This is a genomic window from Acinetobacter sp. YH12219, from assembly GCF_013417875.1.
Taxonomy (GTDB): Bacteria; Pseudomonadota; Gammaproteobacteria; order Pseudomonadales; family Moraxellaceae; genus Acinetobacter; species Acinetobacter amyesii.
The window spans coordinates 133,432-158,835 of sequence record NZ_VPDC01000001.1; the positions used below are offsets into that span (position 1 = coordinate 133,432).

Here is a 25,404-nt window from a genome sequence, read left to right on the forward strand (position 1 = left end):
CTAATTGTGTACTTATGTAACTGAGTTCTTCAGTATACTGCGCAAAGAATAATCAGAATGAGAAAGACATGTCGAAGTTGATGTGGGGAATTGGCAGTTTAGCGGTGCTTTCAGCAGCAGTGGTGGGAGGGAATTTATATGCAGATAAATCTCTTGCCCAATTTTATACACAGAATAATTGGTCCGCAGCTGTACAAGATGTTGATGTAAAGTACAGCAATTATCAAATGGGCTTGATGGGTGGAACAGTCGATTGGGTATTAACCCTGAAAACAGACCCGTGTAAACCGAAAGAAGTGATCGTGTTGAAGGGTACCGATCAGATTCAACGTGGGTTGAAAGGCTATAACATCAACTCGAATTTTAAGATTGTTCAACAACAAAGTACGTCTGAATATGCCAAGCTTTTTGGTTCAGATTTAACTGCAAAAACCTTGGTCAATTGGATTGGTCAAAGTAAAACAGATTTACAGATTCCTGCATTTAAAACGACTGCACAAGGTGCAACGGTACAAGCTGATGCCAGCCAATTGCAAATTCGAATCAATAGTTTACCAGGGCAAGTCACTAAGGTATCTGAGCTTTCAATCCATTTACCTGTGGTTCGCTTGAGTGAAGGTCCAATGCAAACCATGGTGCAAAATTTTTCGATGAAGACCAATCAAGGTCTAAATCAGAAAAATCTTGAAAATGGTTTTGTTGAAATTCAAGCGGGTTCTATCAAACGTTTAGATCAAAAGTTCTCAGGCGGCATGCGTGGTATGCAACTGCGTTGGGAGACCGAACTAAATAAACATGATGTGGACTTTGAAGGTTACTTAAAAGCTGATGAGATGGATTTCCCAGGTTCACCGGTCACCAAAGATTTCGCACTAAATTTGGCATTGCATAAAGTCAATCTGGATAAAGTCCGTGCATTTAGTGAACTTTTGCATCAGGTGGAAAACTCATGCGATGCAGTGAGTGAATCAAGTGAAGAAATGACTCAAGCTTTCTTAGCAATCGCAAGCCAAGGTTTTGATTTTGAGTCTAAAGATAACTCGATCAGTATTGGTGGAGGTAAAGCCTCTGCAAATGTCGTGGGGAAAGTCATGCCGGGACACCATGCTTCAATGGAGTCTTTTATTAAAATGGTACCGAGCTTACTGGATTTTCAAGCAGACTTAAGTTTTGATAAAAATATGATGACTGCAATCATGAATAACTTTTTACAATTACAGGGCAAAAGTTTGTCAGGACAGGAAGCTGAAGCCATGTTTGCAGGTTTTGAAACATCAGGGCAAGGCAAGCGCGATGGCAATAACATGGTCATGAATATGCAATATAAGTTCGGTCAAAAGCTTTTTGGTCAAGCCATACAAAAGAAATAAGCAACAAGTCGTTAGTCGTTAGTCGTTTAGTTTGAAAATATAAAACCGTCATTGATTGACGGTTTTTTATTTTGAGCTGCGGAATCATGATGTTCACTTTATCGGAACACAGCGGCCTAGCCATTGTTGAACAGTTGAAAAGTTGCTAGCGTCAATGGGCAACTAGCCAATCAAAACAACAATAGGAAAGACACCATGTCACACGATTATTTTTTTAGACGGAAACTTGTTCAATCATCCATGCCTAAATGTTCTTGGGTAAAACACAGTCTTATTAGTAGCATTTTTCTGATCGCTGTTCAGTCTACCGCTTTTGCGGGTACTTCAATTTCAGATCAGCGTTTGTCGAATGAAACGCAAGGTAAAAAACAGTTTAGTGAAGAAACCTTAGATATTATTGAGAGTGAAGCAGCTAAACCCAAAGAAGAGCAGCAGAAAAATTCAAATCATAAATCTAATCGTAATAATAAGATCATTCAAGAAACCCAGCTTGAAGGCTCAACCATGAGTGATTATTTGCTTCAAAAGAAAAGGGCAGCGGATCAGGTCGGGTTAATACAATCTCCAGAAGTCGCACCGATTAACCGTATTGTGCTGCAAGAGCGACATGAAAATATTCGAGTAACGTATCCAGATGGCGTCGTGGTTGAAATGAAGCACTGACGTGCTTCATTTCATAGATCAGGAATTGCTAAAGTTAAACATTAGATTTGTGGATGGGTGATTTTCCATGCACGATGAATTTTGCTGTTACGTTTAAAGTCTAGACCAATGGTTTCATTGCTGATTTCTTCAACGTCAAACATTGCCATGATTACATCGTCCATCTCAAAACCACGGTAGTTGTTTGAGAAGTAAAGCGTTCCGTCAGTGGTTAAACGGTTCATGGCACGTTTAAGCAAAGACATATGGTCGCGTTGGACATCAAACGTACCATAGAACTTTTTAGAGTTTGAAAAGGTTGGTGGGTCAATAAAGATCAGATCATATTGCTCGTGACCTTCTTTTAACCATTCAAAACAATCGCTAGAGAAGAACTGATGTTGTTCATCTGCATGATCTACAGTCAAACCATTTAGTACAAAGTTCTCTTTAGACCAGTTTAGGTATGTATTTGACAAATCGACACTGGTCGTACTTGCTGCACCGCCAAGCGCTGCATGTAAGCTGGCTGTAGAGGTATAGCTGTATAAGTTCAGGAAGTGTTTACCTTTGGCTTCTTTGGCAATCCGTAGACGCATTTGACGATGGTCAAGGAACAAACCTGTATCGAGGTAGTCTGTTAGGTTCACCAAAATCTTTGCTTTGCCTTCTTGAACGATAAAACGTTTAGACGCGGTACTTTGTTTGGTGTACTGATTTTTACCTTCTTGGCGGGCACGTGTTTTAATGAAAATCGCATCACGACCTAAGCCTGTCACTGCACGAATCGCTTGAAGTGCTAAGTTAAAGCGTTTTTTGGCTTTTTCAGGGTCAATTTTTTTCGGTGGTGCATATTCTTGTACGTGTAAACGATCACCATACAAATCTACAGCGACATTAAAGTCTGGCAAATCGGCATCATATAAACGTAGGCAGAAAATATTTTCTTTGACTGCCCATTTTTTAAGATTCTGCATGTTTTTTTGCAGACGGTTAGTAAAGTCTTCTGCACCTTCAATTTTTTCAAATTGTTGAGGTTCCCAATGCTCGAGGAAAGGCTTTTGAACTGCCGCAGGTTTGACTGTACCAAAACGGACGTAAATTGGGAGTTTACCATTCATCAAACGCAAAATTTGCGGATCATTAAAGGCAAGGACATCGGCCTGTTCAACTTGTGCTGCAATAATTGCAGCAGGCTGATTTGGGAAGTTCTTTTGTAATAATGCCGATAGACCTAAATATAGTGCGCGGTTAGAGGCTTTATCACCTAAACGCTCGCCGTATGGAGGATTAGTGACAACAAAGCATTTCTTACCTGTTGCTTGGAATTCTGGCCAGTCTGCAAGTGTACGTTCTTCAATTTTAATTTGATCAAGTACAGATTCGAAACCTGCAGCAATAATATTTTGTTTGGTCGCTTTTACCGCTTCCCAGTCTGCATCAAATGCATAGAATTGTGGGAGAGGATTTTCAAGTGCGGCTTTATGACGTTCAGCAGCTTCGCCTTTGATCGACATCCAAAGTTCATGGTCATGACCATTCCAACCATTAAAACCAAAACGACGAACAAGGCCTGGCGCGCGGTCAGTCAAAATCATTAAAGATTCAATGATAAAGGTCCCTGAACCACACATTGGGTCCAAGATAATATCAGGTTGATGTTGTTTAAGTTTTGCTTTCTGTAAGATAGCAGCCGCTAAGTTTTCTTTAATCGGTGCATCTGTCATGTAGCGACGGTAGCCGCGTTTATGCAGAGAATCACCTGATAAATCTAAGCAATAAGTATGTTCAGTTTTGCCAGCTAATACATACAACGTAATTTCAGGTTGCTTAATGTCAATGCTTGGACGTTTGCCCACAGCTTCCATAAAGGAATCGACCACACCATCTTTGACACGTAAAGTTGCGAACTGAGAATTGACTTTGATGTCACGTTCGATATGTAAACGAACGGCAAATGTACTTTGTGGTGCAAAAATGAGTGACCAGTCAAAGTTTATTGCACCTTCATAGAGCTCTTCCGCTACATCACGTGCATCATGCGTGAACTCTAATTCATGTGTATGAATCGGGGTGAGTACACGTGAAGCCAAACGTGACCACATGCAAATACGGTATGCATCTTCAAGTGTGCCTTTGAATACAAGACGACCCGGGAATTGTTCAATATTTTGAACACCTAAACCTTCAATTTCCTCGCGGAGTAAGGTTTCCAGTCCATCTGCACAGGTAACCCAATATGTAGAAAGACGCGGTTTCGAATTCATGTAAATTTCCAAAGGCAAAAAAGCAATCGCATATTTTAACGTATTTTCGTGGATTTGGGCGGACGATATTGCGCTGAAACGGGAGAAATATCGGTAGATTTGAATGACTTTATCAAATTTATTCTGTGTACATTGTGAGAAATATCACTTAATGGTACAAAAATTGCTATAACCCTGATCAAAATTCGATCTTTATAATATTGATATCATTAGGGGTATTTATGACAGGGCTGGCAATCAATAGTCAATCAAACGCATTTTCAATCGCCACTTTAATCTACGCGCGCTTACGTCGTGTGTCAGGACGGGTTATTGACGCATTATATGTGGTTGAAAATGTCGAATATGCACGCTTTGTTTCTAACTTGGCTTTGGCAACGGCTGATCCTGAATTATCTCGTTTGGTTGCGCGGCTTTACAGCGAGTTGAATTTGCATGAAGCTGCCGTTTCTGAAGCAGAGGAACTGACGGACAGTTCAGTACAGCCTGAAACGGCAGAAATTTTAATGAGCGAACCGACTGCGGAAGACATCTGTAAAGCACAGGTTGCACATCGTTATATCGGCGCATTGCGTTAATTCAATCCCGCTGTGAGCAGCGGCATATATTTCCTGCTGCGCACAGCCTGATGTATCAACCATCTTTCTATTTTTCAAGAGTTGTTGAACTGCGCAGAAGGCGGCTGTTTATGGCTAGAGTTTATCTGTTTGAAAGTATTCAATTCAATCAAAAATAAGAACGGATAGAAGTTCTGTTTGAAGGCTTTATGAAAGGGGAAAGGTGAAAGGGGAAGTTTAATTTAAAACGTTTAATTTATCTAATTGAAATGATAGATAGGAATTTGAAAATTGATTTTGAATAACATCATGCGTTTGCATTGAACGTTGAAAACTTCAACTGCCATTTGCCAAGATTCTCTGTATAATGCGTTAACTTAACGATAAGGAATCTCTCATGCACTTGGCGGCATTGCATACACCGAGCCAGATTCAACTCAACCAAGATGGTAACTTAAAACATTTCCTCACCATCGAAGGCCTTTCTAAAGAAACTCTCACAAAAATATTGGACACTGCACAGTCCTTTTTTAATGACCAAAATCAGCTGATTACCAACAACCTTTTAGAAGGTCGTACGGTGATGAACCTGTTTTTTGAAAATTCAACACGTACCCGTACCACTTTTGAAGCGGCAGCAAAACGCCTGTCTGCAAACGTATTGAACATTGATATTGCACGTTCAAGTACATCAAAAGGCGAGACACTGCGTGATACCTTGTGGAATTTAGAGGCGATGGCGACCGACATTTTTGTGGTTCGTCATTCATCGTCAGGCGCGCCGCATTTTATTGCCAAAGATGTTTGTCCGCATGTGGCAATCATCAATGCAGGCGATGGCCGTCATGCGCATCCAACGCAAGCCATGTTGGATATGTTGACGATTCGCCGTGAAACCAAAAAGAATTTTGAAGACATTTCCATTGCCATTATTGGCGATATTAAGCATTCGCGTGTTGCCCGTTCAGATGTCGCTGCATTGCAAACATTGGGCTGTAAAGATATTCGTGTCATTGCGCCAAATACTTTGCTGCCTTACGGTTTTGATGATTATGGCGAAGGCATTCGTTTGTTCAACAATATGGAAGACGGCATTCAAGACTGCGACGTGATTATTACTTTACGTATTCAAAATGAACGTATTGATTCTCCTGCGCTGTCATCTCAAGCTGAATTCTACAAAATGTACGGTTTGAATAAAGAACGCTTGGCTTTGGCAAAACCTGACTGCATCGTGATGCATCCGGGACCAATGAACCGCGGTGTTGAAATTGACTCGAGTATTGCCGATGGTGCTCAGTCCGTGATTTTACATCAGGTGACCAATGGTATTGCGGTGCGTATGGCGGTACTGGCTTTGGCAATGCAAGGTCAGTTGCAAGAAAAAGGTTTAATTGAAGCGATTGCGGTTTAAGGGATAGTCATGAGTATTGTTAAAGTTGAAAATGTACGTGTCTTAGATCCAATCAATCAAACTGACAGCGTACAGACGGTTTATATTGAAAATGGCCGATTGGTTGCCGAAAGCAATGCCGCTGAAACCATTGATGGACAAGGCAAATGGCTAATGCCAAGTATGGTTGACCTTTGCGCGCGTTTGCGTGAGCCGGGTCAGCAGCAGCATGGCACTTTAAAGTCAGAAGGTAAGGCTGCGCGTGCGAATGGTATTTTGCATGTGTTTACCCCGCCAGACTCTAAACCGATTGTGCAGGACAATGGCGCATTGATTCATGGCCTGGTGGAAAAAGCCATGCTGGACGGCGGCATTTATCTGCAGGTGATTGGTGCGCAAACTCAAGGTTTGTTAGGCAAGCAGCCGGCGAATATGGCAGGTTTGAAAAAAGGTGGCTGTACTGCGGTATCGAATGCCAATGCGCCATTTATGGACGATGATGTAGTGATTCGCACCTTGGAATATGCTGCGGGTCTGAACATGACCGTTGTGTTCTATGCCGAAGAGCCGCAGATTGCCAAAGATGGCTGTGTGCATGAAGGTTTTGTCGCATCTCGTCAAGGTTTACCGATGATCCCTGCATTAGCGGAAACCGTAGCCATTGCAAAATATTTACTGATGATTGAAGCCACTAAAGTGCGTGCGCACTTTGGTCTGTTGTCATCAGGTGCATCTGTTGAATTGATTAAACATGCCAAAGCGAAAGGCTTGCCGGTGACTTGCGATGTAGCCATGCACCAATTGCATTTAACGGATCAGTTGATTGATGGCTTTAATTCACTTGCGCATGTGCGTCCGCCACTGCGTTCAGAACAAGATAAAGACTTGCTCCGCCAAGCAGTGAAAGACGGTGTAATTGACGCGATTTGTACGCATCATGAGCCACTGAGCAGCTCTGCGAAAATGGCGCCTTTTGCTGAAACACAGCCCGGTTTTACCGCATTTGATACCTTTGTACCTTTTGGTATTCAACTGATTCAAGAAGGTCTATTAAGCCCACTGGAATGGGTTGAGAAAGTCACACTCGCACCTGCTAAAGTAGCCAATATGCAACAACGTTGGGCAGATGAAGCGGGTTGGGTGCTTGTTGATCCAGAGCTTGAATGGACCATCAATAAAGACACGATTGTGTCAAATGGTAAGAACACACCATTAATTCAGCACACCGTTAAAGGTAAAGTGCTTCAAGCTTTTTATGCTGTTTAAGCTAGAGCCCAGCATTAAAATCAGTTGAGTTCTAATATTTTAATCAGACATCAAAAAAGTCAGCTTCGGCTGGCTTTTTTTATAATAATTAAAGAGAATAGATTGCAAATAGAAGAAGAGTTGAAAATCTTGACAAGTCCGAACAAATTATTACATTTGATCAAAAAATAAGCATATAAACTAAAGTACACATGAAAATAATGACAACTGCATGGAGTACAAATATGAATATAGACTTATTAGCGCTGATTAAGCAGCACGTCTCCTCGATTGTGCTGGACGGTGATACACAACACTTAACTGAAAAAAATTCAGCCATTAGTCAATTTATTCCATTCCTGTTAAATATTTTTCGATCCAAACCTGAATTTATTGATGCCTTTCAAAAACAGTTAAACCCTCGTATTAGTGATATATTTTCGGCAAATCCCACATTAAAAGATCAATTTTTGCAACATCTCGGTGGCGGTACGGCCCCAACGTCAGAAATAGAGCAAACCTTAAACCACTCTATAGCTCCAACTTTAGGGGCACTTGAAAATGAAGCGGGTTCATCTGATCCCGTCGCAATCACGCATTTACTTGATAATCATGCAGATAGCATTTTGGCGGCACTACCACAATGGGCAGTGCCTTTACTCGCAGGTTTAGGGGTAAACACTGCAGCTGGCCGTACATTACACCAAGCGCCTGTTGTTGAACCAACACCTGTTATCGTTGAAGAAAAACGCTCGAATTGGTTATTGCCAATTATTGCGCTGCTTATATTATTGGGTCTGATCGCATTTTGGTTTAAGTCTTGTACTAATAAAGAAGAACCAACCACCTCTGCAACAACGGTTGCACAGCCTGCTGCATCTCAGCCAGCACATTTGCAATTTAGCACCGGTACAGATGGGCAGTTAACCAACTGTCAAATTCAAACTGGTGATTCAAATTATCTTGAAATTTTGCAGCAACAAGTCAAACAGATCTTTAACTTTAATACGGGTTGTGGTGCTTCATCTGATGCCAGTTACCATACGCAATTTATTGATCAAGATACCATTCCAACGGTTCTGCAAAAACTTAAAGGTGTGCCAAATACCACTTTAACCTGGACAGAAAATCAGTTATCGATTTTGTCGCAAAATCCTGCGGATGCTCAAAACCTTGCCAATCAAATTAAGCCTTTAGCAAAAAATATGACGGTATTGGTTCAAGAAGGCGTGAGCGAACAAACAGCAGTAGATAACAGTATTACTGATGCACAAAAAGCATTAGCGAGCATTAACCCTGAACAAGTTCGTGCGCTAGATGTTGCGACTGCGCTGAACTTACAAATTATTAATTTTGCGACAGGTTCATCTGATATTCCTGACGTGAATAAATCGATTTTAGATCAGGCGGCAGCATTGCTGCAGCGCGCTACAGAAGTACATCTGACTGTACAAGGTCATACCGACGCTGTGGGTAATGCGGAAGCGAATAAAGCTTTATCGCAAGAGCGTGCACAAGCTGTGGTGGATTATTTGGTGTCGAAAGGCGTAGATCCTGCACAGCTTCAAGCGGTGGGCTATGGTCAAGAAAAACCTGTGGCGGATAACAGCACCAAAGAAGGTCAATTCAAAAACCGTCGTATTGAGTTTGAAGTTTTAAATACCGAGAATGGCAAAGTACGAGATGTTACCAGTGAAGGCGTGACTGAAAAGACCAATTAAAACCGTACTAAATTAGATGATATATAAAAATCCCTGCACATGCGGGGATTTTTCTCGTCAAAGCGCTGTAATTTTGAGTAAAATACGCCCGAAGAATAAAATCATAATGGTAATTATACAATGAAAAAAATAGTCATCACGAGCCTCATGTTGTCTGCGGCATTGATATCCGGCTGTGATAATTTTAAAAATAAAAAAGATACTGAAGCCAAAACGGAAGTGCCTGCTTTGGAAGATTGGAGTTGTACTGCACAAACCAATATTGACCAATTGCAAGATCATTTAAAAAACGAATATTTCAAAGAATTAAACAAAGAAATACGTCAGTCCGATTATGAAGCCGATCAGCAACTTATGGATCTGATTGTAAAAAATCTAAAATTTAACATTCAAAATGTCACGACTTTAACTGAAGACCCTAATAAAGCCAAAACATTGGAATGTAGTAGTCAATTGTTGGTGGTTTTCCCGAAAGGATTACAAAAGCGTGCTGAAAACGCCTTTGCTGAACGACCATGTGACGAAGGCTGTGAAGAACGTGGTAATTATACTTTGAATGATTCACTCGAAGATGGTGAGTCAGGCTTAAGCATGGACAATGATCAGCTTAAAGGGAACTTTAGCTATAGCATCACTAAAACGGACAAAGATGGTTTAAGTTTAAGTGTCCCAAGTCAAAATGACGTAATTGATAGCGTTGTAACAGTGACACGTCATGCGGTGCTATATGCGGCATATAGTGCTCAAAATAAGCGAAATGAAGAATCCTATCAGCAAGGGATGGAGAGTCAATCTCAACAAATGAGCCTTGCACAAAAGGCAATGGATATTCGAAAAAAAGAGCTAGATCAGGATAATGCCAAAGTGGTGGATCGTCTCAATCAGACTTGGGATCGTTTTAGTGATGAACAAAAGGCGCAGTTACAGCAAGATCAAGCAGACTGGTTTGAAAAGCGTGATATCGACTGTAAAGTGCTTGCACAAAAAAGTGTTTATTCATTAAATGAAAGTGAAAAAGAGACTTATCAAAAGCATTCGCAATACTGGGATGATGCGATGAATACGCAAAATCAAGAGTTGCAATATACCAAATGTTTTAATCAGAAAACTACAGAACGAATTGTGTATTTAAATAACGTGTTTAATTGATCTAAAAGAAGAAAAGCCCTCAATGAAGGGCTTTTTTTTGAATCTTAGTTTACTGCTTGATGATCAAAACAGGAATTGGGCACTGCGTTAAAATATTTTGTGCTACGCTGCCCAGCATGGCTTTTTTCAAACCTGTGCGTCCATGCGAACCCATGATGATTAAATCTGCAGAGATTTCATCAGCCACTTGTAAAATCCCTTCAGTTGGCGATACACCATGAATCAAACGAGTTTTAACTTCGATACCATCACGTACAAAGGTTTGTTTGATATCTTCTAAACGCAGCTGAGCACTTTTTTCAGCCTGCATAAAATATTCAGTGATTGCAGGTGCAACAGCATAGAAATCGACACCAACGAATGGATCAACAGCAACAACACTGACAATGGTCACTTGTGCATTTTGACTTTTAGCCAAGCTGAGGGCATGTTCAACAGCAGAATATGAAATTGGAGATTCATCCACAGGGACTAAAATTTGTTGATATTGACTCATATCTGCTTCCTTAATATTTTAAATGTTATCAATATAATCTTGCTCTATTCACGAAATTGTATGAATTAGACAAAAGGGTAAGCCTATGGGTGAAGGGTGTGCTGAATAGAAAAAAGCCCACATGATGTGGGCTTAGTCATCTTAAGCTTTTACAACCAACACAGGTAATTCAGTATTACTGAGTACATCTTGTGCGAAGCTGCCGAGTAGCATTTTCTTAAAGCCTTTACGACCATGTGAACCCATCACAATCAAATCGGCTTTGACTTCATTGGCTGCTTCTACCACACCTTCAGCAGAAACTTGGCCTTTAATGATTTTACTTTGTGCTTCTACACCCACTTCAGTTGTAATTTGCACAGCTTCTTTCAACGCGGATTCTGCATTTGCATAAGCTTGTACGAAATATTCTTTCATGATTGATGAAGAATAATAGAAGTCTGCATCGGTAAATGGGTCTTCAGCAACAAGGCTGATTAAAGTGAGTTGGCTGTTAAACGCCTTGGCAATAATTGCAGCTTTTTTAACTGCAGAAAACGAGATTTCTGAACCATCGACAGGTACTAAAATGTTTTGATATGACATGGAACAATCTCCTGTAATTTTGCTTTTAAACCCTATAGATTATTGATAACACATTGTCGTGCATGGTTCAATTTATTAATCTAAAAAATATTGTAAATTCATAAAATTACATAAATTAATGTCGATAAATCGTCAAATAAATCTGAGCAAAAAACTCGGACTTTGCTCAAAAATATTAAAATAAAATCGACCAATTTTCTCGGATTTTGAGCTTAAAAGATCAATTTGAACTTTATGAAAATAAGCCTAAACTATATACAGTTTTAAATCTAAGATTTATAACAGAATTGATGCGATTGGATAGTTTGATATGTCATACAAAGCAGGGTTGGTTGTACTTAGAATGTGTTCAGTGTTGCATTTGTCTGGTTGTCAAAACACGCAAAGTAGTACCAAAGTGATTGCAGGTGTTTTTAATTTATCGACACAAGTTCAAAAGACCTTCATCAACCTACATGCTCCTGACAATGTTATTGTGCAGTCAAATATTCAATATCTACAAAATCCAAATTTAAACTTGGATATCTATCAACCTGAAACAAGTATGGCGATTGCACCAAGACCAACGATTGTTTGGATCCACGGTGGCGGTTGGGTCTCAGGCTCAAAAGAGCATGCAGGTGGATATTTTAAACGGCTCGCAGCCCAAGGCTATAATGTGGTTTCGGTTCAATATCAGTTTGCACCTGAAGCCATTTATCCCACACAGCTCAACCAAATTGATGCAGCATTGAGGTTTTTAAATCTACATGCGGCACAATATGGCATTGATTCGCAAAATATGTATTTGGCAGGGGATTCTGCAGGTGCAAATATGGCTAGTCATTATGCCGCCTTGGTTACGAATCCAGATTTTGCGAAAGCGTCAAAGATTCAACCTGTTTTTAAAGCCTTCACAGCTTAAAGGGCTGATTTTACATTGTGGTATTTATGATTTAAACAGCTTTGTAAATACTGCACCCAACGAGATTGGACTGATCGAGTGGGGCGTCTATAACTTGGTTCAGGCGTATACCGGAGACAAAAAAGATGATGCCGAGTTTTTAACGCGTATTTCAACAGCCTCAAATATTAATGCAAATTATCCGCCTGTATTTATCAGCGGTGGCAATAAAGATTTTTTAACCAAAACGCAATCTGAGCCTTTTGTAGAAAAATTGCTGGCAAATAATGTACCTGTGACGGCGGTATTTTATCCAGATTCGAAAGAATATTTGGTACATGAATATCAATTTATGATGAGTAAAAAGGCCAGTCAGCAGACCTTTTATCGCACTTTAGAATTTTTGAAACAACACGTACAGTCCGTTAAAAATTAAAAATAGGCTTAAAATGCTTGCAGAATAATCTCTAACTTAATAACATACCTACCAGTTGGTATGTTTATTTTGGAATGATTAATGAATTCGGTAACATTGGCCTATGGCTTACTGTCATTGGCGATTATCTCAGAAGTAATTGGTTCGACATTTTTGGTGAAGTCAGAAGGGTTTACCAAACTTGCGCCTTCATTGGCTGTCGCAGTTTTATTCTGTTTGGCATTTTATTTATTGTCTCAGGTGATTAAAGTCATACCACTTGGTATTGCTTATGCCATTTGGGCAGGTGTTGGTATTGTTTTAACCGCACTAATTGGCTACTTTATCTTTCGTCAAAATTTAGACCTCCCAGCCATGTTAGGGATAGGCCTGATTGTTTCAGGTGTGGTCGTAATTAACCTGTTTTCAACTTCAGCTGGACATTAATATGGATAATCCGCATCAGCGCAAGAAAGAGCCTCAACTGATACGCCAAAGTATTTTGCAGCATGCAATCCGTCTTGCTGCTGATAAAGGTGTTAATGGGGTGTCGATTCAAGCCGTTGCGGATTTAGTTGGGGTTACAAAAGGTGGTGTATTTCATCATTTTTCAAATAAGCAAAAGCTCTTAGAGTCCATGATTGTGATGCTTTTGGCTCAATTAGACGAGGTCGTTGACCGATTAATTGACGAAGACCCTGAGCCATACGGTCGTTTTACCAGAGCCTATATTGAAATTACTTTAGAAAAACAAATCATGGGTTTGCAACAGTCTTGGTCCGCGATTTCGATGACCATGCTGACCGATAAAACATTTAATGAATATTGGATCGAATGGATGAACTCACGTTTAGAGCGTCATCATCAGACCGATTCGGATATAGAACTGAAAATTGTTCGTTATGCAGCCGATGGTATTTGGCTCACCGCTTTTACAGAAGTGGAAGATGAGAGCGAAACCCAATTATTAAAACAAGAACTGATCGCCAGAACGTATCGAGCGAAATAGACTAAAGAACGCTGTTTGTAAATGTGCGCTTAATTTCTTTTATATTTGAAAATAGCATGCACGACTAAACCAAAGACCAAACCCCAAAACGCGGAACCAATACCAAAAAATTGTACGCCCGATGCACTAAATAAGAAGGTGAGTAGAGCAGCGTCACGTTCACTCGCTTCTTGGAAAGCAATGACGATGTTGTGTCCAATGGTGCCTAGTAGGGCAATTCCTGCTAAAGCGGTAATAAATACCAATGGAAAAGCAGTTAAGAAACTCACCAAAGTGGCTGCAAACAGGCCCATCAAAATATAAAAGAAGCCACAAGTCATACCTGCGATATAGCGCTTTTTCTCATCGAGGTGGGCTTGGTCATCTAGACTGATGGCCGCACTAATCGCAGCAATATTGACACTAAAACATCCAAATGGCGCGAGTAGCGTTTGGGCTGTACCAGTCCAACCAATCAGTTGATTGACGTGGGGTTGATAACCATAACTTTTAATCATGGCTAAACCCGGTAAATACTGAGAGGCCATATTGATTACAAAGAGTGGTAACGCCAAACCCAGTATTGCTGAGATCGAAAATTCAGGTGTGACCCAAACCGGCTGTGCGAGTTCTAAATTAAGCGCAGGTAATTGAAAACCAAGTAAAAATGGACAAAGCATGATGCCAATGATCACCGTAATGACAATGCTATAACGTGGTAACAGCCGTTTACTGAGGACATAGGCAGCCAGTAAACCAAGAACGAATGCCCATTCATTTTGTAAATTGACAAATAGCTCAATACCAAATTTAAGGAGTACACCCGCCAACATTGCACTAGTTAGACATTGCGGGATATAGCGCAGTATTTTTTCAAAAATGCCTAAAAATCCAAATATTGCTGTCAATAAGCCACAGACCAAGAAAGCACCTAGGGCGGCATTCATGCTGTAACCATTTGCAGTCGCTAAAATCAGTGCCAGTCCTGCAGTGGACCATGAAGTCGCAACGGGATATTTAAATTTCCAAGACAGAATCAGCCCGCTTAAGCCGATACCCAAACCTAGAGCCCAAAACCAAGAGGTTATTTCTGCAGTGTTGGCACCGAGCATTTGTGCAGATTGGATCACCAAAACAGCCGAGACACTGATCCCGACTAAGAACGTAATAAAACCTGCAAAAGCAGCTGGAATGGAAAAGTCTTGGAGTAGTTTTTGCATAATGATCGAGCTATAACTATTGTTGGCGCAGGTTTAAGATGACATTTTTCAGGATGATACGCTCAAGTCCTGTACAGTAAAAGTGCTCATCGAGATATTATGGAAATACTTTATTTATTCACAAACGACACTTTAACAAACAGCACTTTAATAGTACGAATCGACAACCACACATTGTGGATGTTTCAATCATTCAAAAGTTTAAAGGCATGTAGATTTTTAAGTAAAAAAAACAGAACTATTTTGCCCATGTCGTTTACATGGTAGAAGTCGCAAGCTTTAGCCCAAATCCACAAAATAGAAGACCAACTGCAGCCACACAGCATGCCGTAAATTTATAACGATGGCTAAAATAGGTGGCCAGTTTTGCACCGGAAAAGATCAAAATCGTTAAATAGCTCATACTGATAATTTGCAGCACGATCGCGAGTACGGTAAATGTAATCGCAGGATATGGATATGCAGGATCGACGAATTGCACAAAGAACGATAAGTAAAAAAGAATGGCTTTAGGGTTTAAAATACTGATGGTTAATGCAGTCTTAAACGGTTTCAGTTCGCTCAAACTCAGTTGTTTAGTGTCGAGTTGTTCTGGCGTTTGAACGGCATTCCATGTTTGGTAGGCAGCCTTGAAAAGTTTGATACCTAGATAACTTAAATACAGCGCACCGACAATTTTTAATAATAAGAATAACCAAGGGAAGGCGTGAAGTAAGGATGCAGCACCGAGAGCAGTGAGTAAGATTAAGATCAAATCGCCAGTATAAACGCCAAAAGCGCCTAAATAGCCGACCTTAATGCCATAGCGAGAAGCAACAGACATGACATAAAGTGAATTTGGCCCGGGTAAAATCACAATTAATATCGTACCAATAATAAAGGTCGTTAAGTCTGTGATTCCAAACACTGAAGACACTCAAATAAAAAACCGAAGCTGTAGTATACAACTTCGGTTCTAGATGAAACTGAAAATTTCTAATTTATGCTTTTATTTCAGCATCTAAGCCAAAAGTTTGACGCAGTAAGCGACTTAATTGCTCACGGGCTTTAATAAAACCATCAATACCGCCTTGTAATAGTTGGAAAGACATTAAGTCTTTTTCAACTTCAGCTTTGAAAGTTTGCTTGTCGAGCACTTGTACATCGTGTTGACAGTGTGCATGCGCATGATGATTAGACAATTGCACTTCCACGGTACGCTGATCTTTTTCCAGTTCTGCCAATAAATTCGGTGAAACTGTCAATAAATCACAACCTGCTAAGCCGAGCACTTGATCAATACTACGGAAGCTAGCACCCATAATTTCAGTTTTGATGTCATGTTGTTTATAATAGTGGTAAATCTGCTTAACTGATAACACGCCTGGATCTTTCTCAATCGGGTAGCTATCCACATTTTCAGCTTTTTTGTACCAATCTAAAATACGGCCGACAAATGGCGAAATCAGCGTGACTTGAGCATCTGCACAGGCTTGAGCTTGATGTAAGCCAAACAATAAAGTCAGATTACAATGAATGCCTTCGGCTTCAAGGGCTTTAGCGGCTTGAATGCCTTCCCATGTTGAGGCAATTTTAATTAAGATACGGTTTTGATCGATACCATACTGTGCATATAAAGCCAATAACTCTTTAGCTTTTGCAATGGTGGCATCAGTATCATAAGACAAGGCTGCATCGACTTCTGTAGATACACGTCCTTCGATCAATTTTAAGATTTCTACACCAAATTTGACCGTAAGAATATCGATGGTGCGCTCAACCAGCTCATCATTTTGATAACCTTCTTTACGCGCTTGTTCAAAAGCACTTTCAATCAGTTCTTTATTTTCAGGTTGATTTGCCGCTGCTGTAATTAAAGATGGATTTGTGGTCGCATCCAATGGACGGAATGTATTAATCGCAGCTAAATCACTGCTGTCAGCAACAATCGTTGTTAGGCTTTTTAATTGGTTTAACGCATTTTGAGTCATTTGAAATCTAGTTCTTAATGTTCTTGGTGTACATACTTTTATAACACAATCTGTTTAGAACCCAACCAAAAAACGCCCAATTAGACAGTCTAAATCGTAGTTTTTCGTGAATTTCGGATGTGATTAATCAAAAAATGAGCAGCCGAGCCGAGAGGTTTTTCACGGTTCCAGACCAAGTCGACGAAATATTCAAATTTGGCTGTGAAATCTTGAAAGCTTAAGATTTTGAGTTGATCTTTGAGCGTCGGATTTTCATTAAACATCTCTAATGGAAGCACACCCCAGCCCAAACCTTGAATAATCATCGAACAAGCAGAGTGGTGGTTATCTGTACGCCAATTGTGTTTGGAAAATAACAACTCTGGTTTGATGCTTTTATCACGACTTGCAACCACGATTTGCCGGATTTGCAAAATTTGCTCAAAACTGACTTGCTTAAATTTCGACAGGGCATGTTTTGTCGCCGCAACTGGAACCAATGCTTCACGCTTCAATTCGACAAATTGTTCATAACTCTCAAGCTGTTCACGTTCAAACATTAGAGCAAGCTGTGCTTGACCTAGTAATAACATCTTTTGGGCATCTTCTTGAGGCGCAGAAAAAATATTGATTTGCAAAGATGGAAAATGAGTTTCTAGCAAAGAGATATAGTCGGTCCACTGCGTATGAAGCAGTTCTGATACCACCACGATATTCAGTGAAGACTCTAAACCATGACTCAGCGCAATCGCATGCTGTTTCCACTGATTGATTTCTATCAATAATTGTTCAGTTTTTTCATACAGGTTTAGCGCTTGAGCTGTGGGCACAGGCTCACGACCAACGCGCTCAAACAGTTTAAGGTTGAGATCAATTTCGAAATTCGCAATGGACATGCTGACTGCTGATGGCACTTTGCCGAGTTGTCTGGCGGCTGCGGAAAATGATCCTGTTTCCATGACTGTTTTAAAAATCATCAGTTGTTCTTGATTAATATTCATGTGCATACAGAAAAAATAAAGGAATACAACCTTTCAATAATATTGAAAGAACCTGACTCGATTAATCAATAATATAAAAATAAAATAAGTTTTTTACAAATGATAGAGTGTTTCAAAATGACGATTTCCAAGAGAAGGATTATTCATGCGCTAAGCTATGAGATCATCCTATTGGTGATCATTGCTATTGCGTTAAGTTTTATTTTTAAAGTTCCGATGGAGGTGACAGGTACGCTAGGTATTGCGATGGCGATCACTTCTGTGATTTGGAACATGATTTTTAATCATTATTTTGAAAAATTTGAAGCAAAAAGAAAGTTAAAAAGAACCTTTGGTGTACGTGTTTTACATGCGATTGGATTTGAGGGCGGTTTAATGCTTGCAACCATCCCAATGGTGGCTTATGCCATGCATATGACCTTATGGCAGGCGATTTTGCTCGATTTTAGTATGACCATGTGTATTTTAGTCTACACATTTATTTTCCAGTGGTGCTATGACCAGATCGAGGCGCACTTAGGTTACCAACCACAATATCGTTAAATTTCAACAAGAAAATCACATTGGCCTGTATTGATAAGTACAGGCCTTTTTTGCTTTAAAACAGGGCAAAAGTTAACAAATAACAATATATAAAAACATAATATAACTATAAAAAATTATACTAATTACATAACTTTTAAATATAAGAACAAAGAATGTTTTTATAAGTTGATTAAAAAAATATGCAAGACAAGGAGTTAGCATATGAAATTGATAAAAATTGTCACACCTGTTGTTTTACTTGGGCTTACACAATTTACATTTGCAGATGGTAACTTTAAACGTTTTTCTGTATCTGCGGGTTGGATGCATGTGATGCCGCAAGGAAAGGCAAATCCATTTAATATTAATACTGCGGTAGCAAATGGCACACAGGCTGAAGTAGGCACAATTAGTACTGAAGGTTTTCTAAAAGCGATTGATCCGAATGCAATTTATAATGAAGGGAGTAATTCTGCGAATCTTAAGGACACTTTAACCGACCTTGTGAATGGCCCTTTGGGAGGATTAATTAAAGATAAAGATGGCAATATCAAGTCAGAGATTGCAGGGATCGCAACGATCAATGGACTAGATAATTGGTCAGCTGAAGGTACGGGGCTTGAAGCAGAAGATGTTGATACATTAGGTTTAACATTTAACTACCATATTAATGATAATGTTTCTTTGCAAGTGATTGGCGGCATCCCACCTGAGGTAGATATTAAAGGTAAGGGTATGATTACCGCGCCATTATCTGGTCTAGCAGAGCCAGGTGGTCTAGGCGGTTTATTATTCCCTGATGGTTTGCCACTAGATTACGCAGTACCCATTACGGATTTATCATCTTATGGTAAAGCGGCGAGTGCAAGAGCTTGGACGCCGGTATTTCAGGCACAGTACCAATTTGGTCAGTCGGGTGTAAATAAGTTTAGACCTTATGTGGGCGCAGGGATCATGTATGCTTATTTTAATGATATTGAACTCAATAAAGGCATTGAATCTGACTTAATTGCTGCAGGGCATATGATTCAAAACATTAAAGATAATAATGCAGGTGCAGCACTCGATGGTAAAGAATCATCTGGAAAAATGGTGGTCGATGTCGATGCGGATGATGCAATTGCTCCAATTGTCACACTCGGATTTACCTATGACTTCACCCCAAATTGGTTTACAGCAGCTTCGGTGTCTTATGCAAAGTTAAATAATAAAACCAAGATCGATGTGATTAACCAAACGACCGGTGAACAGTTAATTCATGCAACGACCAAGATTGATATTGATCCCATCATTACTTATTTAGGTGTTGGTTATCGTTTCTAAAATTTACGGAATCAAAGAATAAAAAAACCGCTCTCAAGAGCGGTTTTTTGCTTTAAAGCATAAAGGATTATTTTTCAATAATTGCTGTTACGCCTTGACCACCCGCAGCACAGATCGATACAAGTACACGGCCTGAACCTTTTTGGTTCAATAGTTTTGCAGCAGTTGCGATAATACGACCGCCAGTTGCAGCAAATGGGTGACCTGCAGCAAGAGATGAACCTTTCACGTTCAATTTAGAACGATCAATTGAACCCAATGGGGCATCTAAGCCTAAACGTTCTTTACAGAATTTAGGATCTTCCCATGCTTTTAGTGTAGATAATACTTGAGATGCAAACGCTTCATGAATTTCATAGTAATCGAAATCTTGTAGCGTAATACCTGCACGTTCAAGCATACGAGGCACTGCATACGCAGGGGCCATCAATAAGCCTTCTTTTTTCTCTACAAAGTCAACTGCCGCAGTTTCTTGGAAAGTTAAATAAGCAAGAACTTCGTGACCGTTTGCTTTGGCCCATTCTTCTGATGCAAGAAGGACACATGACGCACCATCAGTTAGTGGAGTCGAGTTACCCGCAGTCATCGTACGCGCATCGCCTTTACCAAACGCTGGTTTTAACTTCGCAAGTTTTTCTACAGAAGAGTCTGCACGGAGGTTGTTGTCACGTTCTAAACCTAGGAATGGCGTAATAAGGTCATCGAAGAAACCTTCTTCATATGCAGCTGCCATTTTTTGATGTGAAGATGCCGCAAGTTCATCTTGCGCTTCACGAGAGATACCCCATTCAAGTGTCGTAATCGCTTGATGGTCACCCATAGAAAGACCTGTACGTGGTTCACCGTTCTTCGGTGCATCCATCAAATCTTTAACATTAATTTTAGTTAATGCTTTTAGGCGGTCTTTACCTGTTTTAGCAATATTCAATTCAAGTAAAGCTTTACGTAAGCCATCACCAAAAGCGATCGGTGCATCAGAGGTTGTATCTACACCACCAGCAACACCCACTTCGATTTGACCCAATGCGATTTTGTTAGCAACCAAGAAAGCTGCTTGTAAACCAGTACCACATGCTTGTTGAATATCGTAAGCAGGTGTTTCAGGAGCAAGTTCGGTATTGAGTACACACTCACGGGTCATGTTAAAGTCACGACTATGTTTTAACACGGCACCAGCAACAACTTCACCAAGGCGTTGACCTTGAAGGTTGAAACGTTCAACAAGACCATTTAATGCAGCTGTGAACATATCGCTGTTCGATGCAGTGAAGTAAGCGCCGTTAGAACGAGCGAAAGGAATACGATTACCACCGATAATAGCAACGCGGCGAACTGTGTTTTGACTCATGGTATTATCCTGTTGAACAGACGTTTGAGTTGTTGATTTTAAAGCTGTTTTAGGGTTTGAAGCGGGTGTCTTAGTGCGCGTAGATGCACGACGAGGACGGCTCGTTTTAGCGGCATCACTTGTAGACTTGGTTGCTGTGCCCGTACTTTTAGCGCTACGTGGCGTACTCTTTGATGTATTTGACACAGTTTCCGTAGTCGGACTTTCGACTGCTGGATTTTCTTGAGTTGTTTTGCTCATAAGGCTTTTCCAAGCATGTTGATGATCTTCTTGACGGCTACATTAGCATATTCACCAAAGGGGTAAATTGACTAAAATGACATTCGCTAAAGCATTCAGGTCAAGCCATCTGCGGTTTAACTCAAGTATGATTCCATGGAAACTGATGGAACTATTGAAATATAAGTATCTGACATCATCTTGAAGTTAAAGGGATATCTTCAGATCCATCAAAAATTAATCTGTATGAGAGATAATAAACATGACTGATCAATACCAAACATTTGCAAAATCTCCTATTGGTAAATTTGTCATCAAAAATTTAGGTTTACCATCACCGACTTTTTTAGAGCGTTTTGAGTCTGCAACACCTGTAGTTAAAGGTGCGGTTTTATTCGGTGCAGCGCCTGCTTCAACATTGTCTGGTGCAATTGCACAAGTCTTGGCAAATATTCATGCCAATAGCTATGCAGGTAATAATGCTGAATTACAACAAGCTGCGGCAAAATCAGGTCTGAACTTAAGCGCATTTAACGAAGGCGATAAAGAGTCTAAGTTTAAAGTTGTGGTATTTGATGCTTCAGGTATTCAAAACTCAGAACAACTGCATGTCTTATATGCATTTTTTAACCCAATCGCGCGTCAAATTCAGGCGTCTGGTCGCGTTGTCGTTGTTGGTACAACACCAGAAACTGCGAAAACTGTGAAACAAGCCATTGCACAACGTGCATTAGAAGGTTTTGTAAAATCAGTCGGTAAAGAGTTTAAGAAAGGGATTGCTGCACAGTTAGTCTATGTGGACGAAGGTGCTGAAGCAAACTTAGAATCTGCATTACGTTTTGTAATTTCACCACGTTCAGCTTATGTATCGGGTCAGGTGATTCGTGTATCTAAAGCAGATGTTGTGGATGTTGATTGGAATAAGCCGCTTGCAGGCAAAACAGCTGTTGTAACAGGTGCAAGCCGTGGTATTGGTGAAGCAATCGCACATGTATTGTCACGTGATGGCGCGCATGTGATTTGTTTAGACGTTCCACAGCAGCAAGCAGACCTTGACCGTGTTGCAGGTGAAATTGGCGGTTCTACGCTCGCGATTGATATTACTGCAAACGATGCCGGTGAAAAAATCAAAGCGGCTGCAGCTGCTCAAGGTGGTTTGGATATCATCGTGCACAATGCAGGGATTACCCGTGACAAAACTTTGGCCAATATGAAACCTGAGCTTTGGGACTTGGTGATTAACATTAACTTGTCTGCGATTGAGCGTGTAAATGATTACCTTCTTGAAAATGATGGCTTCAATGCAAATGGTCGTATTGTGTGCGTATCTTCTATTTCAGGTATCGCAGGTAACTTAGGTCAAACCAATTATGCTGCTTCTAAAGCAGGTGTTGTTGGTGTGGTTAAATTTACTGCTCCATTATTGAAAAATGGCGTAACCATTAATGCTGTTGCTCCAGGCTTCATTGAAACGCAAATGACTGCTGCGATTCCATTTGCAATCCGTGAAGCAGGTCGTCGTATGAACTCGATGAGTCAAGGTGGTTTACCTGTAGACGTTGCTGAAACGATTGCGATGTTTGCTTCAACGGCATCGACAGGCTTGAACGGTAACGTGGTACGTGTGTGTGGTCAAAGCTTGTTAGGGGCTTAATACATTCCTCTTAAAACTCCCTCTCTTTAAAGGAGAGGGCTAGGGAGAGGTAAAAATTTGCTATAAATGGAATGGGGCTAACCCTCATTCCAGCTTTCTCCTCGAGCCATATATGGTGCAAGAGAAGAGGCTTTTAAAACATTGAAATAAAAACTTCCAAAGGTTTAGTATGAATACTCGCCATTTTAGTCAACTTCCAAAACCTTATTTAGCCTATCCAAAAGTGATTCAAGGCTTGATTTTTAAAAAGCCTAAAGCTGAAAAAGTGCTGCCGCAAGTTGAATATGTGGTGGATTCATTTAAGGTCGATCAAAAGCATTTAAAAGCCTATAACGAAGTGTGTGGCTTTAAAAACAATGGTTATATCCCAGCGATTTATTTGGCTGTGCTTTCTCAAAGTTTGCAAATGCATATGATGACCACGGAAGCTTTTCCTTTTGCGATCTTAGGTTTGGTACATATTCGTAACCAAGTGAAGCAATATCGCAAAGTCGGTGTGAATGAAACACTGTCATTGTCATGCAAATTTGGTGAATTACAGCCACATGATAAAGGCGTGCAATTTGACTTTATTACCACTGCAAAAGTGGGCGATGAAGTGGTTGTAGAATCATTAACCACGTATTTAGCACGTCAAAAAACAGAGAACAAAGCTGCGGCAAAATCTACCGAAACAAAGCCAGCAGAGTTGCAAGTTCAAGCTGAATGGAATGTTTCTGAAAATACCGGTCGCCGTTATGCGTTGACTTCTGGTGACTTTAACTTAATTCATATTCATGCTGTAACAGCAAAAGCGTTTGGTTTTAAACAAGCCATTGCACATGGTATGTGGAGTAAAGCCAAAGCTTTGTCGAGCTTAACTTTGCCAGATGCCTATGAAGCAGATGTATGGTTTAAATTACCAATGTATTTGCCTTCTCAAGTTGAGTTCCTTACTGCACAAACGGGTAAAGATACAGAGTTTGCCATTCGAAATAGTAAGAACAAAAAACCGCATGTCGCGGGAAATGTGAAGGCACTTTAAGACTTAAGCCTAAATCGATATCGGTTTAGGCTTTTTTGTTTTAATCTCAAGCGATTCATATTCAAAGGAATGATGATGCAGGCGCTCAAAGAATATCTATTTGCACAGAAGAATAATTATCAAGGTACAGTCGACGAGGCGTTTCAAGATTTGGCGGCGCAATTTAGCCGGATGCAGGATGCTCGAAGCCACTTAGGCGGAGCAGCCTTAGTGGTATATTTTAAAGGTCAAAAAGTCGTAGATATTTGGACTGGTAAAAAGTCAGCCGAAGAAGCTTGGCAGGCCAATACACCCTCGGTCTGTTATTCCACGGGTAAAGGTGTACTTGCAACGCTTGCACATATTTTAGTGAGCGAAGGCTTTCTTGATTACGATACTCCCGTTGCAGCATATTGGCCGGAGTTTGCTCAAAATGGCAAGTCGGATATCACATTAAGGCACATGCTGAGTCACCAAAGTGGTTTATACGATATCCGTAATATCATTGAAACGGCATCTGAAATGGCAGATTGGCCACATATGCTTAATGTCATCGAACAAGCTAAGCCACGTTTTGAGCCGACGACTGATGCGGCATATCAACCTTTAACCTTCGGTTGGCAAGTGGGTGGTATACTTGAAAAGGCCACAGGTCGACCGCTTGCTGAATTGATGCAACACTATTTGGTTGAGCCTTTGGCATTGGATCATGCATTTTTTGGCGTACCAGAGCATCAACTTAGTGAGGTTGCTCGCTTGATTCCGAAAAAGAAACAAGTAGAACGTGCTGTAGATACATCTGCACAAGAAAATACCCAAGCGCAGACAACGAAAAAAAAGACAGAGACACGAAAACCGTCAATCTTTGATCAGCTTCTGCAACTTTCTGGACAAAATTTGCAAGACTTTCAAGATGGTATGATTCCTAAAGGAATGCGCAAGTTTTCATTTTTTAGTGATGATGGTTTACAAGCCATTATACCTGCGGCTACTGGTGTATTTAGTGCCAATAGTTTAGCGAAAATCTATGCAATGCTGGCTAACCAAGGGCAGTGGCAGGGACAGACCTTAATCACGCCACAAGTTTTTGAATCTTTAAGTAAAATTCAATATAAAAAACGTGATCGTATTATGCCTTTACCGATGAATTGGCGTTTGGGATATCATCGAATTTTAACTTTAGGCAAATCTAGTCAAGGTTTTGGACATATTGGTTTTAATGGTTCTGGGGCCTGGTGCGATCCGCAGCGTTATTTAAGTTTTGCATATACACATAACTTTGCGACGGGTTCAATCACCGGCGATTATCGCTTATGGGGCTTAACTCAAGAAACGCTTCGCTGTGCAGACAAAGCACTTAAAGGACGTAAGGGCTGGCTTTAAGATACTTCGGGATAGAACAGAAATTGGGGAAATGTGAAAAATATGCTATTTTCCCACGCAGTTTTAGA

General features: G+C 40.3%; 22 protein-coding genes and 1 pseudogene. 15 read left to right on the top strand and 8 right to left on the bottom strand.

The annotated features are described in order from the left end of the window. The first annotated feature begins 68 nt into the window (after positions 1-68). The gene (locus tag FTV04_RS00605) at positions 69-1,370 is read left to right on the top strand and encodes a DUF945 family protein (RefSeq protein WP_180088124.1); all 1,302 of its coding nucleotides are present in this window, start codon (positions 69-71) and stop codon (positions 1,368-1,370) included. Between the two features lie 195 nt (positions 1,371-1,565). Beyond that, complete coding sequence (locus FTV04_RS00610; RefSeq protein WP_143221546.1) at positions 1,566-2,033, top strand: hypothetical protein; 468 nt, start codon at positions 1,566-1,568, stop codon at positions 2,031-2,033. A 41-nt stretch (positions 2,034-2,074) separates the two neighbouring features. Here the strand turns inward: FTV04_RS00610 and rlmKL are convergent, their stop codons facing one another. Continuing rightward, a complete protein-coding gene (gene rlmKL / locus FTV04_RS00615) occupies positions 2,075-4,279 on the bottom strand; it encodes a bifunctional 23S rRNA (guanine(2069)-N(7))-methyltransferase RlmK/23S rRNA (guanine(2445)-N(2))-methyltransferase RlmL (RefSeq protein WP_180088126.1) in 2,205 nt (734 codons plus the stop codon). A gap of 221 nt (positions 4,280-4,500) precedes the next feature. On the opposite strand from rlmKL, the gene FTV04_RS00620 reads away from it, so the two are divergent. The 5 genes from FTV04_RS00620 (at position 4,501) to FTV04_RS00640 (ending at position 10,344) form a co-directional block, all read left to right on the top strand. After that, positions 4,501-4,857, top strand: a complete 357-nt coding sequence (locus FTV04_RS00620) for a hypothetical protein (RefSeq protein ID WP_180088128.1) — start codon at positions 4,501-4,503, stop codon at positions 4,855-4,857. Between the two features lie 376 nt (positions 4,858-5,233). After that, positions 5,234-6,250, top strand: a complete 1,017-nt coding sequence (locus FTV04_RS00625) for an aspartate carbamoyltransferase catalytic subunit (RefSeq protein WP_180010388.1) — start codon at positions 5,234-5,236, stop codon at positions 6,248-6,250. Between the two features lie 9 nt (positions 6,251-6,259). Next, positions 6,260-7,495 (top strand): dihydroorotase, encoded by a 1,236-nt coding sequence (locus FTV04_RS00630; RefSeq protein ID WP_180007884.1) that lies wholly within the window; start codon positions 6,260-6,262, stop codon positions 7,493-7,495. Between the two features lie 224 nt (positions 7,496-7,719). Further along, positions 7,720-9,195 carry an OmpA family protein gene (locus FTV04_RS00635; RefSeq protein WP_180065487.1) on the top strand — a complete coding sequence of 492 codons (1,476 nt, stop codon included), beginning with the start codon at positions 7,720-7,722 and terminating at the stop codon, positions 9,193-9,195. A gap of 120 nt (positions 9,196-9,315) precedes the next feature. After that, positions 9,316-10,344, top strand: coding sequence for a DUF1311 domain-containing protein (locus FTV04_RS00640; RefSeq protein WP_180088130.1), 1,029 nt, complete (start codon positions 9,316-9,318; stop codon positions 10,342-10,344). A 49-nt stretch (positions 10,345-10,393) separates the two neighbouring features. Here FTV04_RS00640 and FTV04_RS00645 read toward each other — a convergent pair whose 3' ends face one another. Beyond that, the gene (locus FTV04_RS00645; RefSeq protein WP_078188616.1) at positions 10,394-10,840 is read right to left on the bottom strand and encodes a universal stress protein; all 447 of its coding nucleotides are present in this window, start codon (positions 10,838-10,840) and stop codon (positions 10,394-10,396) included. Positions 10,841-10,981: 141 nt separating this feature from the next. Then, positions 10,982-11,425, bottom strand: a complete 444-nt coding sequence (locus FTV04_RS00650) for a universal stress protein (RefSeq protein WP_078191806.1) — start codon at positions 11,423-11,425, stop codon at positions 10,982-10,984. 310 nt (positions 11,426-11,735) lie between these two features. Between FTV04_RS00650 and FTV04_RS00655 the strand changes: the two are divergent. The 3 genes and pseudogenes from FTV04_RS00655 (at position 11,736) to FTV04_RS00665 (ending at position 13,732) form a co-directional block, all read left to right on the top strand. Continuing rightward, positions 11,736-12,744 (top strand): annotated as a pseudogene (locus FTV04_RS00655) (alpha/beta hydrolase). 81 nt (positions 12,745-12,825) lie between these two features. Beyond that, the gene (locus FTV04_RS00660; protein WP_180088131.1) at positions 12,826-13,170 is read left to right on the top strand and encodes an SMR family transporter; all 345 of its coding nucleotides are present in this window, start codon (positions 12,826-12,828) and stop codon (positions 13,168-13,170) included. 1 nt (position 13,171) lies between these two features. Further along, a complete protein-coding gene (locus tag FTV04_RS00665) occupies positions 13,172-13,732 on the top strand; it encodes a TetR/AcrR family transcriptional regulator (protein WP_168377764.1) in 561 nt (186 codons plus the stop codon). Positions 13,733-13,761: 29 nt separating this feature from the next. Here FTV04_RS00665 and FTV04_RS00670 read toward each other — a convergent pair whose 3' ends face one another. From FTV04_RS00670 to FTV04_RS00685, 4 genes are all read right to left on the bottom strand, one after another. Beyond that, a complete protein-coding gene (locus FTV04_RS00670) occupies positions 13,762-14,931 on the bottom strand; it encodes a benzoate/H(+) symporter BenE family transporter (RefSeq protein ID WP_180088132.1) in 1,170 nt (389 codons plus the stop codon). Positions 14,932-15,187: 256 nt separating this feature from the next. Next, positions 15,188-15,838 (bottom strand): leucine efflux protein LeuE, encoded by a 651-nt coding sequence (gene leuE / locus FTV04_RS00675; RefSeq protein ID WP_180026435.1) that lies wholly within the window; start codon positions 15,836-15,838, stop codon positions 15,188-15,190. 73 nt (positions 15,839-15,911) lie between these two features. Beyond that, entirely contained in the window at positions 15,912-16,901 is a 990-nt protein-coding gene (gene tal, locus FTV04_RS00680; RefSeq protein WP_180088133.1) for a transaldolase, read from the bottom strand. Positions 16,902-16,990: 89 nt separating this feature from the next. Continuing rightward, positions 16,991-17,881: a LysR family transcriptional regulator gene (locus FTV04_RS00685; RefSeq protein WP_180088134.1), complete on the bottom strand. Its 891-nt coding sequence runs from the start codon at positions 17,879-17,881 to the stop codon at positions 16,991-16,993. Positions 17,882-17,998: 117 nt separating this feature from the next. Here FTV04_RS00685 and aceI point away from each other — a divergent pair, with 117 nt between their 5' ends. Together aceI and FTV04_RS00695 are read left to right on the top strand one after the other, a co-directional pair. Then, positions 17,999-18,424 (top strand): chlorhexidine efflux PACE transporter AceI, encoded by a 426-nt coding sequence (gene aceI / locus FTV04_RS00690; RefSeq protein ID WP_180088136.1) that lies wholly within the window; start codon positions 17,999-18,001, stop codon positions 18,422-18,424. 204 nt (positions 18,425-18,628) lie between these two features. After that, positions 18,629-19,729, top strand: a complete 1,101-nt coding sequence (locus FTV04_RS00695) for an OmpW family protein (RefSeq protein WP_180088138.1) — start codon at positions 18,629-18,631, stop codon at positions 19,727-19,729. 67 nt (positions 19,730-19,796) lie between these two features. On the opposite strand, the gene FTV04_RS00700 is transcribed toward FTV04_RS00695, so the two are convergent. Continuing rightward, a complete protein-coding gene (locus FTV04_RS00700) occupies positions 19,797-21,317 on the bottom strand; it encodes an acetyl-CoA C-acetyltransferase (protein WP_180022001.1) in 1,521 nt (506 codons plus the stop codon). A 241-nt stretch (positions 21,318-21,558) separates the two neighbouring features. Here FTV04_RS00700 and FTV04_RS00705 point away from each other — a divergent pair, with 241 nt between their 5' ends. From FTV04_RS00705 to FTV04_RS00715, 3 genes are all read left to right on the top strand, one after another. Further along, positions 21,559-22,950 (top strand): 3-oxoacyl-ACP reductase, encoded by a 1,392-nt coding sequence (locus FTV04_RS00705; protein WP_180022002.1) that lies wholly within the window; start codon positions 21,559-21,561, stop codon positions 22,948-22,950. A 169-nt stretch (positions 22,951-23,119) separates the two neighbouring features. Further along, positions 23,120-23,974 (top strand): MaoC/PaaZ C-terminal domain-containing protein, encoded by an 855-nt coding sequence (locus tag FTV04_RS00710; protein WP_180010377.1) that lies wholly within the window; start codon positions 23,120-23,122, stop codon positions 23,972-23,974. Positions 23,975-24,049: 75 nt separating this feature from the next. Next, complete coding sequence (locus tag FTV04_RS00715) at positions 24,050-25,336, top strand: serine hydrolase (RefSeq protein WP_180010376.1); 1,287 nt, start codon at positions 24,050-24,052, stop codon at positions 25,334-25,336. Positions 25,337-25,404: the final 68 nt, after the last annotated feature.